General features: G+C 61.9%; 12 protein-coding genes. 9 read left to right on the forward strand and 3 right to left on the reverse strand.

The genetic code is table 11. From position 1 onward, the window contains the following. The first annotated feature begins 116 nt into the window (after window positions 1-116). The 6 genes from fdhD to AC3WJW_RS23385 all read left to right on the forward strand — a co-directional run bounded on the left by fdhD (window position 117) and on the right by AC3WJW_RS23385 (window position 5391). Entirely contained in the window at window positions 117-944 is an 828-nt protein-coding gene (fdhD, locus tag AC3WJW_RS23360) for a formate dehydrogenase accessory sulfurtransferase FdhD (protein WP_493727564.1), read from the forward strand. Between the two features lie 43 nt (window positions 945-987). After that, entirely contained in the window at window positions 988-1494 is a 507-nt protein-coding gene (gene moaC / locus AC3WJW_RS23365) for a cyclic pyranopterin monophosphate synthase MoaC (RefSeq protein ID WP_493727565.1), read from the forward strand. Continuing rightward, window positions 1491-1742 (forward strand): molybdopterin converting factor subunit 1, encoded by a 252-nt coding sequence (gene moaD / locus AC3WJW_RS23370; protein WP_493727566.1) that lies wholly within the window; start codon window positions 1491-1493, stop codon window positions 1740-1742. The genes moaC and moaD overlap by 4 nt, the downstream gene beginning before the upstream one ends. Before the next feature lie 3 nt (window positions 1743-1745). Next, on the forward strand, window positions 1746-2234 hold the full coding sequence (gene moaE, locus AC3WJW_RS23375) for a molybdopterin synthase catalytic subunit MoaE (RefSeq protein ID WP_493727567.1): 489 nt from the start codon (window positions 1746-1748) through the stop codon (window positions 2232-2234). Between the two features lie 44 nt (window positions 2235-2278). Continuing rightward, on the forward strand, window positions 2279-3637 hold the full coding sequence (gene chrA / locus AC3WJW_RS23380) for a chromate efflux transporter (RefSeq protein ID WP_493727568.1): 1359 nt from the start codon (window positions 2279-2281) through the stop codon (window positions 3635-3637). A gap of 458 nt (window positions 3638-4095) precedes the next feature. Continuing rightward, on the forward strand, window positions 4096-5391 hold the full coding sequence (locus tag AC3WJW_RS23385; protein ID WP_493727569.1) for an NAD(P)/FAD-dependent oxidoreductase: 1296 nt from the start codon (window positions 4096-4098) through the stop codon (window positions 5389-5391). 147 nt (window positions 5392-5538) lie between these two features. On the opposite strand, the gene AC3WJW_RS23390 is transcribed toward AC3WJW_RS23385, so the two are convergent. Then, window positions 5539-6321, reverse strand: a complete 783-nt coding sequence (locus tag AC3WJW_RS23390) for a DeoR/GlpR family DNA-binding transcription regulator (RefSeq protein WP_493727570.1) — start codon at window positions 6319-6321, stop codon at window positions 5539-5541. A 425-nt stretch (window positions 6322-6746) separates the two neighbouring features. On the opposite strand from AC3WJW_RS23390, the gene speF reads away from it, so the two are divergent. Further along, the gene (gene speF / locus AC3WJW_RS23395; RefSeq protein WP_493727571.1) at window positions 6747-8930 is read left to right on the forward strand and encodes an ornithine decarboxylase SpeF; all 2184 of its coding nucleotides are present in this window, start codon (window positions 6747-6749) and stop codon (window positions 8928-8930) included. Window positions 8931-8979: 49 nt separating this feature from the next. Here speF and ppk2 read toward each other — a convergent pair whose 3' ends face one another. Both ppk2 and AC3WJW_RS23405 read right to left on the reverse strand, forming a co-directional pair. Continuing rightward, on the reverse strand, window positions 8980-9798 hold the full coding sequence (ppk2, locus tag AC3WJW_RS23400) for a polyphosphate kinase 2 (RefSeq protein WP_493727572.1): 819 nt from the start codon (window positions 9796-9798) through the stop codon (window positions 8980-8982). Between the two features lie 58 nt (window positions 9799-9856). After that, window positions 9857-11578, reverse strand: a complete 1722-nt coding sequence (locus AC3WJW_RS23405) for a SulP family inorganic anion transporter (RefSeq protein WP_493727573.1) — start codon at window positions 11576-11578, stop codon at window positions 9857-9859. A gap of 318 nt (window positions 11579-11896) precedes the next feature. Here AC3WJW_RS23405 and AC3WJW_RS23410 point away from each other — a divergent pair, with 318 nt between their 5' ends. Continuing rightward, on the forward strand, window positions 11897-12349 hold the full coding sequence (locus AC3WJW_RS23410) for a hypothetical protein (protein ID WP_493727574.1): 453 nt from the start codon (window positions 11897-11899) through the stop codon (window positions 12347-12349). Window positions 12350-12638: 289 nt separating this feature from the next. Next, window positions 12639-13592: a helix-turn-helix transcriptional regulator gene (locus AC3WJW_RS23415; RefSeq protein ID WP_493727575.1), complete on the forward strand. Its 954-nt coding sequence runs from the start codon at window positions 12639-12641 to the stop codon at window positions 13590-13592. The last annotated feature ends 140 nt before the right edge of the window (window positions 13593-13732 follow it).

The following is a 13732-nucleotide window of genomic DNA, read 5'->3' on the forward strand; positions in this document are numbered from 1 at the left end:
GGGCATGTTTGCCCGGCGTGATAGACATCACCAATCGGCGCATCGGAACAAGCGATTGGACGCTTTGAAAAGTTACCCGTAGCCTGAACTTAATTCAGCGCTTCGAGGTTCTTTTCATGTTGTGCAAAGTTGAACAAGCCGAATATCGAAGCGACACTAACGCACCCGCCCCCAAACCCTTGAGTGTGAACTTTCGCGAATACGACAACGGCGCATCAGTCTGTCAGGCGGCGCTGGCCGCAGAGATCGCATTGGCAATCACCTACAACGGTTTGAGCCAGGCCGTGATGATGGTGTCGCCGGGCAACCTCGAAGATTTCATCCGCGGTTTCAGTGTCAGCAACGACATCGTTGAGGACCAGAGTGAAATCTACGACCTGCGCCTCACCCACTTCGACCAGGCTGTTCAGGCCGACGTGCAGATCTCCAGCCGCGCATTCTGGGCGCTGAAGAACCATCGTCGGCAAATGGCGGGTACCAGTGGCTGCGGACTGTGCGGCGTGGAAGCGCTGGAGCAGGCCCTGCCGAAACTGGAGATTCTCGAGCCGGTTGCCCTGCCGCCCGCCGAGCACTTCATCGACATCCGCCACCGCATCGAACAGGCCCAGCAAATGGCCCGCAGCAGCGGCGCGCTGCACGCAGCACTGTACTTCGACACCGAAGGCAACGCGCTGATCTGCCGCGAAGACATTGGCCGCCACAACGCGCTGGACAAGTTGATCGGCGCCCTGCAACACGCCGGCATCGACAGCCGCAGCGGCTTCACCGTGGTCACCAGCCGCTGCAGCCTGGAGCTGATCCACAAGGCCGTCAGGGCCCGGCTCGGCACGCTGGTCAGCCTGTCGGCGCCCACCGCCCTGACCGTGCAATGGGCGACCAAGCATCGCCTCAACCTGATTCACGTCCCCCACCGCAACGCGCCACGCATCTACAGCCCGGCATGATGCCTTCAACTGATCACCGCGCCGGCCAGCGCAGGAACCTCCCATGACAGACATTTCACATGCATCGCCCAACGGCCTGACCCACCTCGACAATCAGGGTCGCGCCAACATGGTCGATGTCAGCGAAAAAACCCCGACGCAGCGTGAAGCCCAGGCCCAGGCCTGGGTGCGGATGCGCCCGGAAACCCTGAAGCTGATTCAAAGCGACGGCCACCCCAAGGGCGACGTATTTGCCGTGGCGCGGATCGCCGGCATCATGGCGGCGAAAAAAACCCATGAGCTGATCCCGCTGTGCCACACCCTGCTGCTCAGTTCGATCCATGTCGAACTCAAGGCCTGCACACCGGACAGCGTGAAAATCCTCGGCACCTGCCGCGTCGAGGGCCAGACCGGGGTCGAGCTCGAAGCCCTGACCGCCGTCAGTGTGGCGGCCCTGACCCTCTATGACATGTGCAAGGCCGTGGACCGGGGCATGGTCATCGATGACATCCGCCTGCTCAGTAAACAGGGTGGCCGCTCCGGTCATTTCAAGTTCGAGGACGCACAATGATCCTGATCAATTACTTCGCCCGTTACCGCGAACAGCTCAACCTGGGCGGTGAAAAACTGCCCCTGACCGACAGCCTCAGGACCATCGAAGACGTGCGCCGCTTGCTGATGGCTCGCGGCGAGCTGTGGCGCCAGGTGCTCGGTGAAAACAACCTGATGTGCGCACTGAACCAGGAGCTGTGCCATCCGGACCGGGTGATCGAGGACTATGACGAGATCGCCTTTTTCCCACCGGTCACCGGGGGCTGAGACATGACGGTTCGGGTCCAGCGTGAAGTGTTCGACGTCACTCAGTTGATCGCCAGCCTGCAGGCGAACGATCCGGGCGTGGGTGCCGTGGTCAACTTCGTCGGCTATGTGCGCGACATCAATCAGGGTGAGGCGGTCGCGGGGTTATTTCTGGAGCACTACCCGGGCATGACCGAACGCTCGCTGCAAAAGATCATCGGCAACGCCCGGGCCCGATGGCCACTGCGGGCCGTACAGATCGTGCATCGGATCGGCTCGTTGTCGATCAGTGAGCCGATCGTGTTTGTCGGCGTCAGCAGCCCGCATCGCCAGGCCGCTTTCGAGGCCTGCGCGTTCATCATGGACCACCTGAAAACCGACGCGCCGTTCTGGAAGCGCGAAAACGTGGCGGACGGCGCACGCTGGGTCGATGCCAGGGACAGCGACCGATCCGCTGTCGAGCGCTGGGCAGATACGCCACAAGAGGCGGCTATGCAACGCGTTCCGGCATAGCTACAGTCACGGGCTCAACGTTTCCCTGCACAAGGAACCCGCGCTTGAGCCCCACGCCCTCCCCGATCACGCAACAGGCTGTGCCCCAGCCCCGGACCATCAGCCTGCGGGAAGCCTTCCTGTTCTGGCTCAAGCTTGGTTTCATCAGTTTCGGCGGGCCAGCGGGGCAGATTTCGATCATGCATCAGGAACTGGTCGAACGCCGGCGCTGGATCTCCGAGCGACGCTTTCTGCACGCCCTCAACTACTGCATGTTGCTGCCCGGCCCCGAGGCTCAGCAGTTGGCGACCTACATCGGCTGGCTGATGCACCGGACCTGGGGCGGCGTGATCGCTGGTGTGCTGTTTGTGCTGCCGTCGCTGTTCATCCTGATTGCCCTGTCCTGGGTATACATCGCCTTTGGCGAATTACCCGTGGTCGCCGGACTGTTTTACGGGATCAAGCCGGCGGTCACGGCCATCGTGGTGCAGGCGGCTCACCGGATCGGCTCGCGGGCGCTGAAGAATGCCTGGTTATGGGGCATCGCCGCCGCGTCCTTCGTGGCCATCTTCGTGATCAACTTGCCGTTTCCGTTGATCGTGCTCGGCGCGGCGGTCATTGGCTACTTCGGCGGACGCCTGGCACCGGAAAAATTCAGGACCGGAGGCCACAGCGCGGCGAAGCAATCCTACGGCCCGGCTGTGATCGACGACGACACTCCGTCCCCTGAGCACGCCCGCTTCAGTGGTTTGAAGCTGGCGTACCTGGCGGTGATCGGTGCGATTTTGTGGACGCTGCCCATGGCCACGCTCACCGCCCTGTTCGGCTGGGAAGGCACGCTGACCCAGATGGCCTGGTTCTTCACCAAGGCGGCGCTGCTGACCTTTGGCGGTGCCTATGCGGTGCTGCCGTATGTGTACCAGGGCGCGGTCGGTCACTACGGATGGCTGACGCCGACGCAGATGATCGACGGCCTGGCGCTCGGCGAAACCACTCCAGGTCCGTTGATCATGGTCGTCGCCTTCGTCGGCTTCATCGGCGCCTACGTGCAGCAGGTCTTCGGCCCGGATCAAGCCTTTGTCGCCGGTGCCGTGGCCGCCACGCTGGTGACCTGGTTCACCTTCCTGCCTTCGTTCCTGTTCATCCTCGCTGGCGGGCCGTTGGTGGAATCGACGCACAACGAACTCACCTTCACCGCGCCGCTGACGGCCATTACGGCCGCCGTGGTGGGCGTGATTCTCAATCTGGCGTGTTTCTTTGCCTATCACGTGCTGTGGCCCAAAGGCTTCGAAGGGCAACTGGACTGGCCTTCGCTGCTGATCGCCAGCGTGGCGGGCATTGCCTTGCTGCGGTTCAAGCGCGGAGTGATCGAGGTGTTGATCGGCTGCGGGTTGATCGGGCTGGTGGTGCACCTGATGTTCTGAATCAAACATTTACACGCGCCCCAATCCTCCCTAGTATCCAGCCATCCCCGGATGGCTTGTTCCACTCGCCACCGACGATTTCCGCCGCCGGAAACCTGCGCCATGCGTACTTTGCCGTCACTGCTGAACATTTCGATCCAGGCCACCTCGCTGCTGGCTGCGGACGGCATTGCATGAAGCGCATCGTCAACCTGCCCATGGCCCTGCGCCGCTCCAAGTTGCGTCACTCCGCACGTCCGCCGGATAGCGCCCTGCTCGCCTGAGCGGCGCGCCCCCTCCTTTCGCTATCCAGCTCAGCGCTTGCAATCCCTGTGGGAGCGAGCCCGCTCGCGAATGCGGTGTGTCATTCACCATTGATGTCGAATGACACACCGCATTCGCGAGCAGGCTCGCTCCCACAGGTTGCGCACTTTGACTGACTGGCATTGAGTTTCTTTCAATTTCGCGTGGACACCGACATGACTCAACGTTGCAACTCCTACTACACCGCCACCCTCAACCAGGACACCGATTACCCGACGCTGCAAGGCCGGCACAAGGTTGACGTGGTGATCATAGGCGGCGGCTTCACCGGCGTGGCCACCGCCGTCGAGCTGGCGGAAAAAGGCCTGAAGGTCGCCATCGTCGAAAGCCACAAGATCGGCTGGGGCGCCACCGGGCGCAACGGCGGCCAGGTCACCGGCAGCCTGTCGGGCGACGAGACCATGCGCAAACAGATGCGCCGCACCCTCGGTGATGAAGTCGACGATTTCATCTGGAATCTGCGCTGGCGTGGACACCAGATCATCCAACAGCGCGTGGAAAAGTACGGTATCGCCTGCGACCTCAAGCACGGCCACCTGCACGCCGCGTACAAACCCGTGCACATGGACGGCTTGCGCAAGGATTACGACGAGGCGGTGTGTCGTGGCATGGGCGATGAAGTCAGCCTGCTCGACCGCAGCCAGGTGCGCGACCTGCTGCAAAGCGACCTCTACCACGGCGCGATCAAGAACACCCGCAACATGCACCTGCACCCGCTCAACCTGTGCATCGGCGAGGCCCGCGCGGCTGAAAGCCTGGGTGCGTTGATCTTCGAAAACAGCGAAGTGCTGGAGATCATCCACGGCGATGGCCTTCACAAGAGCCCTGGCGTACGCACCGCCCACGGGCAGATCGACGCCAACCAGGTGCTGCTGGCCGGCGACGTCTACCACAAGCTGGAACCGGGCAAGCTCAAGGGCAAGATTTTCCCGGCCATGGGCGGCATCGTCACCACTGCGCCGCTGGGCGATCTGGCCAGGCAGATCAACCCCGAAGACCTGGCGGTCTACGACTGCCGCTTCGTGCTCGATTACTACCGCCTCACCGCTGACGGTCGCCTGCTGTTTGGTGGCGGCGCCAACTACAGCGGCAAGGATTCACGGAACATCGCCGCCGAGCTGCGCCCGTGCATCGAGCAGACGTTCCCGGCGCTCAAAGGCGTGGCCATCGATTACCAGTGGAGCTGCGCGATGGGCATCGTGATCAACCGCATCCCGCAACTGGGCAAGCTGTCGGACAACGTCTGGTATTGCCAGGGCTACTCCGGCCACGGCATCGCCACCACCCACATCATGGGTGAAATCATGGGCCGCGCGATCACAGGCCAAATGGAGCAGTTCGACACCTTCGCCGCCTGCCAGCACATCCGCGTGCCCATGGGCGATCTGCTGGGCAACCCGATGCTGGCTGCCGGGATGTGGTACTACCAGATGCTTGAGCGACTGCGCTGAGCCCCCTGCATTGATGTTGTTTGTGTTGGCCCCTTCGCGAGCAGGCTCGCTCCCACACTGGACTTGTGTGCGCCACCGATCCCCTGTGGGAGCGAGCCTGCTCGCGAAGAGGCCGGCACATTCAACACATCTACCAGCAAAAAATGCTCAAGCCTGCTCCACCTCAATCCCCAACGCCCGATAATCCTCGACATTGCCAGACGCCACATGCCGCTCGGTGATCAGCGTGTGCACACGGTTGCAAGGCGCGACGACAAAGGGCTCCACCGCGCCGAGTTTGTCCGCCGTGGTAACGGCAATCACATGGGATGCACAATCGAGCATCGCCTGCTTCACCGGCACTTCATCAAAGTGCAGTGAGCTCAAGCCCACCTGCGGGTGAATCGCGCAGACCCCGGTGAACAGCAGATCGGCCTTGATGCCTGCCAGCAGCCGCAGGGTTTCGTGGCCGCTGGCCGACATCGTCGCCGGGTTGAGCTGGCCGCCGGCCAGGATCACCTTGATGCCTTTGTATTCGGACAGGGTAATGGCCGTCATCGGCGACGCCGTGATCGCGGTGATGGCTATCTCCGTCGGTAGCGAACGCGCGATCTGCAAGGTGGTGGTGCCCGAATCGAACACCACGATCTGACCGTCCTGCACCCGTCGCGCGGCCAGTTGCGCCAGATGGGTTTTCACCTCATCGGTTTCGCTGATCCGGGTGAAATAGTCCTTGCCCGTGTCTTTGGGCCGCGGCAACGCCCCGCCGTGCACCCGCTGCACCAGGCCGGCACTGGCCAGTTCCGCCAGATCGCGGCGGATGGTGTCTTCGGATACCGCGAAATGCTGGCTCAACTCCGAGGCCATGACCTTGCCGTCACGCTCGAGGATCAACAGGATTTTTTGCCGGCGCACTGACGGCATTTCGACAGCAGCATGGTTGTCTTGCATGTTTTTGCCCGTTTATGCGTGTAACTGCGTGTTGCACGAGAGTATCCGCAACCCCCGGCAAAAACAACGAACCGGCCCGGTATCATTTTTTTCGATCTTTCAAATCATTACAGCGAATTTTTTATTTTCCCCTGAGCTGTTCAAGATGGCGCCGTCGCTCATGTCCTGGATGGAAACCTCATGAATATCAATTTTGCCTTTGCCTGCATGATCGTGGTCTCGTTCACCATTGCGCTGGTGCACGCCTGACCAAAAGGTCGTGAGGCGTCAAGATGTGCAAGGTCGCGGTAAAAGGCTGACAGATCAGGAAAATGCTCTATAACCAGTGGTGACACGATTTCCGATCAGGGGAACTGGAAGGCTCCCTCGGAAGTTGATCTCTTGAAAAGTTGCGGACAATTGAGTGCCCGCCTGGAGACGCCACGATGAAACCCCTGAAAATAGCCGCCAGCGATGGCGCTGCCGCAAGCTTCAAGAACGCTCGGGAAGTGGTAGCGCTCAGCCAGACCGATTTCACCAACGTCGCCGTGGCGGTGGTGTCTGTCAATGACGTCATGGCCGGCGCCCTGGGTGCCATTCAGCGCACCGGTTTCGACATTCCGATTTTCCTGGTGGCCTCGCCGGATTCAGCCAACCGTCCCCGGGAAGTCTATAAGCACCTGACGGACGTGCTGCTGCAGGTCAACGGCATTTTCGATCTCACCCGCGCCAACGCCGAGTACCATGGCAACCAACTGGAAACAGCGGCCCGAGCCTATGAAGACAGCCTGCTGCCGCCCTTCTTCGACTCACTGAAGAAGTACACCGAAGCGGCCAACGCGACCTTCGCCTGCCCCGGTCACCAGGGCGGCCAGTTCTTTCGCAAGCACCCGGCCGGCCGGCAGTTTTTCGACTTCTTCGGCGAGACGCTGTTTCGCGCCGACATGTGCAACGCCGACGTCAAGCTCGGCGACCTGCTGATCCACGAGGGCCCGGCGCTGCTGGCGCAGAAACACGCCGCGCAAGTGTTCAACGCCGACAAGACCTACTTCGTGCTCAACGGCACCTCGGCGTCGAACAAGGTGGTGACCAACGCCCTGCTGACCCCGGGCGACCTGGTGCTGTTCGACCGCAACAACCACAAGTCCAACCACCAGGGCGCGCTGCTGCAGGCCGGAGCTACGCCTGTGTATCTGGAAACCGCGCGCAACCCCTACGGCTTCATCGGCGGCATCGACGCCCACTGTTTCGACGAAGACTACCTGCGCGAACTGATTGCCGAGGTCGCCCCGGACAAGGCCCAACTGCCTCGGCCATTCCGCCTGGCGATCATCCAGTTGGGCACCTATGACGGCACCGTGTACAACGCCCGGCAAGTGGTCGACCGCATCGGCAAGCTGTGTGACTACATCCTGTTCGACTCGGCGTGGGTCGGCTACGAGCAGTTCATACCGATGATGAAAGACTGCTCGCCGCTGTTGCTCGACCTCAACGAAAACGACCCGGGCATCTTCGTCACCCAATCGGTGCACAAACAGCAGGCCGGTTTTTCCCAGGCCTCCCAGGTGCACAAGAAAGACCGCCACATCAAGGGCCAGGCCCGCTATTGCAACCACCACCGACTCAACAACGCCTTCATGGCCCAGGCCTCCACCAGCCCCTTCTACCCGCTGTTCGCCTCGCTGGATGTCAACGCGCGCATCCACTCCGGCCGCAGCGGCCTGCGCCTGTGGGAAGACTGCGTGAAGTTCGGCATCGAAGCGCGCAAGCTGATTCTCGAAGCCTGCACCATGGTCCGCCCGTTCGTGCCGGACACCATCGAAGGGCGCGCCTGGGAAGACTACCCAACGGAAGACATCGCCAGCGACATCCGCTTCTTCGAATTTCATCCCAAGGACCGCTGGCACGCCTTTGCCGGCTACGCCGAGAAGCAGTACTTCATCGACCCGTGCAAATTGCTCTTCACCACGCCGGGCATCGACCCGGTGGACGGCAGCTACACCGACTTCGGCATTCACGCCGGCATCCTCGCCAACTTCCTGCGCGAGAACGGCATCGTCCCGGAAAAATGCGACCTCAACTCGATCCTGTTCCTGCTCACCCCGGCCGAAGACTGGGCGAAGATGACCCACCTGGCCGCCCAGATCGCCCGCTTCGAACGCTTCGTCAGCGACGACGCGCCGATGAGCCGGGTGCTGCCGGCCATCTACGCGCAGCATCAGGAGCGCTATCGCAACTACACCATTCGCCAGCTCTGCCAGGAAATGCACGACCTGTATCGCCACCACAACGTACAGCAACTGCAGAAGGACATGTTCCGCAAGGAACACTTCCCGAAAAAGGCCATGAACCCGCAGCAAGCGCAAATCGAGTACATCCGAGGCAACGTCGAACTGGTGGCGTTGGCCGATGCCGACGGGCGTATCGCCGCTGAAGGTGCGCTGCCCTATCCACCGGGTGTGCTCTGTGTGGTGCCGGGTGAAATCTGGGGGGGCGCGGTGTTGAAATACTTCCTGGCGCTGGAGGAAGGCATCAACCGCTTGCCCGGCTTCACGCCGGAGTTGCAAGGGGTGTACCTGAAGCAGGAAGGCGGTTGTACCCGGGCGTATGGGTATGTGATCAAGGCTTGATGGCATGCGGCAGGAGCTGGCGTGGGCCGGCTCCTGCCCAATGCATCGATCAGAATTTTTCCGCGATGTACTTGAACGGATAGTTCGGATCCCGATAGTTGCCGGGACTTTGGCGCTTGGGCAGTTTCACCTTCGCCCGCGGTACTTCCTCATAAGGAATGCTGCTGAGCACATCGCTGATGATGTTCAGTCGCGCCCGCCGCTTGTCATTCGAGTTGGCGACCCGCCACGGGGCGAACTCGGTGTCGGTGGCCTCGAACATGTCGTCCCGGGCACGGGAGTAGTCGTACCAGCGGTTATAGGACTTGAGGTCCATCGGTGACAGCTTCCAGATCTTGCGCCCGTCGGTGATGCGCGCCTTGAGGCGTCGGGTCTGCTCCTCCGGGCTCACTTCCAGCCAGTACTTGATCAGGATGATGCCCGATTCGACCAGTGCATGCTCGACGCGCGGCGCCACGGTGAGAAAGGTGCGCACCTGCTCGTCGGTGCAAAACCCCATGACCCGCTCGACACCGGCACGGTTGTACCAACTGCGATCGAAGATCACCACTTCACCGGCCGCCGGCATGTGCGGCAGATAGCGTTGCACGTACATCTGGCTTTTTTCCCGCTCGGTCGGTGCCGGCAACGCTATCACCCGGAACACCCGCGGACTGACCCGTTCGGTCAGTGCCTTGATGGTCCCGCCCTTGCCGGCGCCATCACGGCCCTCAAAGACGATGCAGACCTTGGCGCCCGAGTGCTGTACCCACTCCTGCAGCTTGACCAGCTCGACATGCAGCCGCGCCAGCTCCTCGAGATACACCTTGTTCTTGAGCTTGCCGCTTTCAACCGGCTTGCTCTTCGTTGCAGCCTTCTTCTTTGCCATGCCCGTTACCTCCTTCAATGCGTCACACAGCGCCCGGGATACACCCGGCCGCGTTCATTCAGCGTCGACTGCGCTGGTAATGTTCAACAGCCAGTTCCAGGTTCAGGAACATGCGGGCCTCGCCCAACGTATGGCCCAGGGGTGCCTTGATGACCATGTCCCATACGCTCGGGCTCATACCCACCAGCCACAGTGAAATGCCCTTCTCGCTCATGCGCTGCTCGGCGCTGGTGAGCATTTTCAGGGCCGTGTATTCCAGGTCGAACACACTGCGCAGGTCCAGGACCACGACCCTGGGTGTCGCCGCATCGATCAGCGGCCGGATTTTCTCGGCGATGCGCTCGGCATTGGCGAAGAACACCCGCCCCTCGGGCCTGAGCAACAGCAGCCCGTCAAACTGTTCGTCATCTGCGTTGCCGGTGGCCTGCGGGCGATAGACGTTGGTGCCGGGCTTGCGTGCCAGGACATGCACGGGCGGGTCCGAGAGCTGATAGGCCAGGGCCAGCAACGAGACGATGATCGCCACGACGATCCCTTGCAGCGTGCCCAGCAGCATCACGCCGATCATGGCCACCACGGCCCAGGCGAATTCGGTACGGCGAACCGACAGGATCTCGCGAAACTCCGCCGGCTCGATCAAGCCCACCGAATACACGATCACCACGGCGGCGAGCGTGGCATTGGGCATCAGGCCAATGAGCGGTGCCAGCAGCAGGCAAGTGCCCAATGCCAGTGCAGCGGTAATCAGTGCGGCCAGTTGCGAGCGGGCGCCGGCCAGGCGGTTGACCGCCGTTTGAGTGGTCCCGCCACCCGCGACCATGGCCCCGAGAAACGCACCGCCTATGTTGGCAACGCCAGTGGCCAGCAGCTCCCGATTCGGTTGTGGTGCAGGCTCGTCACTGCGGGCGAAAGCGCGTCCCGCGGCGATGGTTTCGGTGAAACTCATCAGCGCGATACCCATCGCCGAAGGCCACAGGGTTTCGGCCAACGACCATAGCGGCAGGGTCGGCGCCGGCAACCCGATCGGCACCACGCCGACGGCGGACACACCAAAACTCTCCAGGCCAAGCAGGCTCATGCCGAGGATGCCCAGCGCCACCGCAATCAAGGGTGCGGGCAGGCGCGGCGTAAAACGCTTCATGCCGACCAGCAGCAGTATCATGAACACCCCGACCGCCGCGGTCGGTAGCGAGGCATGAGGGATGCTCTGAACAGTAGCCACCAGGTTGTGCAGGAAGCCACCTTTGTCGATGTGGGTGCCCAGCAGCTTGGGTAGCTGGTCGAGCACGATGACCACGCCTATGCCGGCCTTGAAACCCACCAGCACCGGTTCGGAAATGAAATTGGCGACGAAACCCAGGCGCAGCAACCCCGCGACGATCAGGATCGCGCCCACCATCAAGGCCAGCGTGGCGGAGCCCGCCAGCAGGGTCGCCGCATCGCCATCGGGGCTGATCTGGCCCAGCGCGGAGCCGGCGAGAATGGCCAGGGTGGTCGTGGTGCTGACACTGAGCGGACGCGACGTGCCGAGCACGGCATAGATCACCATCGGCACCAGCACCGTGTACAGCCCGACCTGCACCGGCAGGCCGGCAATCGTGGCGTACGCCAGCGCCTTGGGGATGACCACGGCCGCTGCCGTCAACCCGGCGACCACATCGCCCCGCAGCCAGTCCGGCCGATAGCTGCCGAGCCACTCCGGGATCAACAGGCTGCGCAAGGTACCCCGCTGTGGAATGCCGGGGTTCCGCACTTGCGGATCGCTGCCTTGTTGATTCATCAGTCACTCCAGTCGCAAATCGTCCGTGCGGATGATGAGTGGGCTCAACTGACCGCACAATCCGTTAACTGCACGCGTAACCACTGCAAACCTTCATCGGCATCGAAGCGCGCGTGGCAGCAGGCAATCCGCGCAGGCTCGACTACAAATGTAGCCGGTTTGCACGGCTACGCCGCCACATGCCTGGAGAAGGAGACAGACGCCCCAGCATCTGCGCGCAAAAATGGAAAGCCTTATATGGACGACGTCATGAAGGCGGTAAATGAGCTATACCCGCTAATTCCCCCCATTGCAGTTCTTCAACTCAGGAGTTTGGCAATGAAGCTCAAGACCTCTCTGGCAGCAATCATGGTGGCGGCAAGCCTTTTCGGCTGCGCCACTTCCTCGCACCACGGCGTGAACCTCAACCTGGTCGCCACCCGGCAAAACGCGGGTCAGATCGGCACCGTCACCTTGACCGACTGGGACAAGAAAACCGGGCTCAGTTTCTTCATCAGCGGTGCTCCAACCGGGGTTACCCTGCCCCTGCGCCTTTATTCGTTCATCAATAACGGCACCTGCGAGCAACCCGGGTCAGTCGCCTACGCGATGAACGACACCGTCAACACCGAACGCCAACCCATACGCGGCTGGTCTTTTACCAGGACCGCACCCGTGCAGTTGCAAACCTTGCTTGACGGCAAGTATTCGGTGGTCGTGCGAACGGCGGCGACCGATGGCAACGTCGATATCTTTTGCGGGGATATCAAGGCGACAGAGCCGGTGAAATAGCCCTGGCCAGTGCAGGCCAGCCCACGCCCCGGTACCGCTCGTGCCACCGGTTGTCCGGTGCGAGCGGTGGCGTCGGGTGAACGGAAACGGGGGCCGGCGGCGACATCAGCAACAACCGGTAACAAACCTGTCATTACTCACTGATAACGTCCTGACGCTTTCCCGAACCGCATCCGCTCGATCTCCGATCGTCAGTTCCCTGTACCAGGGCTTTGCCCCTCCGCTCAAGGTGACACTTCAGGTGTACGCAAGCACGACGCGCAAGCAAATCATCATCAGGTCCAACGACATGAGCTGCGACGACTTTGGCGCGTTGTTCTCGAACCTGTTCGGCAACCTGTATGCCGACTCCCCGCCACCGCCGAAAAACATCATCATCGGCGGGGTCTATGGCCGGCACGAAGGTGTCAGTTTTCGGCGCATGCACTATCGCGGCGACTTCACCGTGGACTTTCCCGCGCCCCTGGATGAAATCACCTTCGTCATTCCTACCGCCGGCAAGATCATCTTCAACCACGTCACCGAGTCGGTAGGTTTCGCGCAGATCGGCCTGGCGATCGACAAGGCCGAAGTCCGCTCGGCGCGCTTTGTCGATAACCACGCACAGCACGGGATTTCGATCAGCCGTCGGCTGATCACCGAGCGCCTGTCGACGCTGCTGGGCAAACCCATCCTGCAAAAGGTGCATTTCGAACCAGTGGTGGATCTGAGGGCATCGGCCTTGCAGGGCATCCGGGCATTGATCGAACTGGCCACGGGCAGCGAGTTCGACCTGCTGATCAACAGCGGTTCGCTGATGCCTTCGCGCCTTCGCGAAATGCTGGTCGATGCGGTGCTCGAAACCTGGCCGCACAACTTCACCGAGGCCCTCCGGCGCCCTTCTCCCCTGATAGCGCCGCGGCATGTGAAGCTGGCCGTCGAATACATCCAGGCGCACCCCGACCACCTGGCCAGCGGCACGGAGCTGGCGCAACTGACCCATGTCAGCCTGCGCGCCTTGCAGGAAGGTTTTCAGCGTTTCATGGGCACTTCGATCGTTGCCTATCAGCGCCAGGTACGCCTGGAGCGCGCCTTTGCCGCGCTGTCCCAGGGGGCGGCGCCGTCGGTGACAGACGTGGCCTTGCAATACGGCTTCAGCAACGTCGGGCGGTTTTGCCAGTACTTCCAGAGCGCCTACGGCATCAGTCCCGCAGACGTGAGAAAGGGTGTGCGAACGCGGCCGATGGATTCAGCAATGCTCTGAACCCTCGGGGATTCAGGTATGGCAATGAACCCATGTGGGAGCGAGCCTGCTCGCGATGGCGGTGCGTCAGTCACCCTGATGTTGAATGTGACGACGTATTCGCGAGCAGGCTCGCTCCCACAAGGATCTCCAGTGAGTGG

The organism is Pseudomonas sp. GW821-FHT07G06 (genome assembly GCF_058986625.1).

Excerpts from the sequence above, each read along its gene's own strand:
- moaC (WP_493727565.1), top strand. The coding sequence starts at position 988 with ATGACAGACATTTCACATGCATCGCCCAACGGCCTGACCCACCTCGAC.
- fdhD (WP_493727564.1), top strand. The coding sequence starts at position 117 with ATGTTGTGCAAAGTTGAACAAGCCGAATATCGAAGCGACACTAACGCA.
- AC3WJW_RS23385 (WP_493727569.1), top strand. The coding sequence starts at position 4,096 with ATGACTCAACGTTGCAACTCCTACTACACCGCCACCCTCAACCAGGAC.
- ppk2 (WP_493727572.1), bottom strand. The coding sequence starts at position 9,798 with ATGGCAAAGAAGAAGGCTGCAACGAAGAGCAAGCCGGTTGAAAGCGGC.
- moaE (WP_493727567.1), top strand. The coding sequence starts at position 1,746 with ATGACGGTTCGGGTCCAGCGTGAAGTGTTCGACGTCACTCAGTTGATC.
- AC3WJW_RS23390 (WP_493727570.1), bottom strand. The coding sequence starts at position 6,321 with ATGCAAGACAACCATGCTGCTGTCGAAATGCCGTCAGTGCGCCGGCAA.
- AC3WJW_RS23410 (WP_493727574.1), top strand. The coding sequence starts at position 11,897 with ATGAAGCTCAAGACCTCTCTGGCAGCAATCATGGTGGCGGCAAGCCTT.
- moaD (WP_493727566.1), top strand. The coding sequence starts at position 1,491 with ATGATCCTGATCAATTACTTCGCCCGTTACCGCGAACAGCTCAACCTG.
- speF (WP_493727571.1), top strand. The coding sequence starts at position 6,747 with ATGAAACCCCTGAAAATAGCCGCCAGCGATGGCGCTGCCGCAAGCTTC.
- AC3WJW_RS23415 (WP_493727575.1), top strand. The coding sequence starts at position 12,639 with ATGAGCTGCGACGACTTTGGCGCGTTGTTCTCGAACCTGTTCGGCAAC.
- AC3WJW_RS23405 (WP_493727573.1), bottom strand. The coding sequence starts at position 11,578 with ATGAATCAACAAGGCAGCGATCCGCAAGTGCGGAACCCCGGCATTCCA.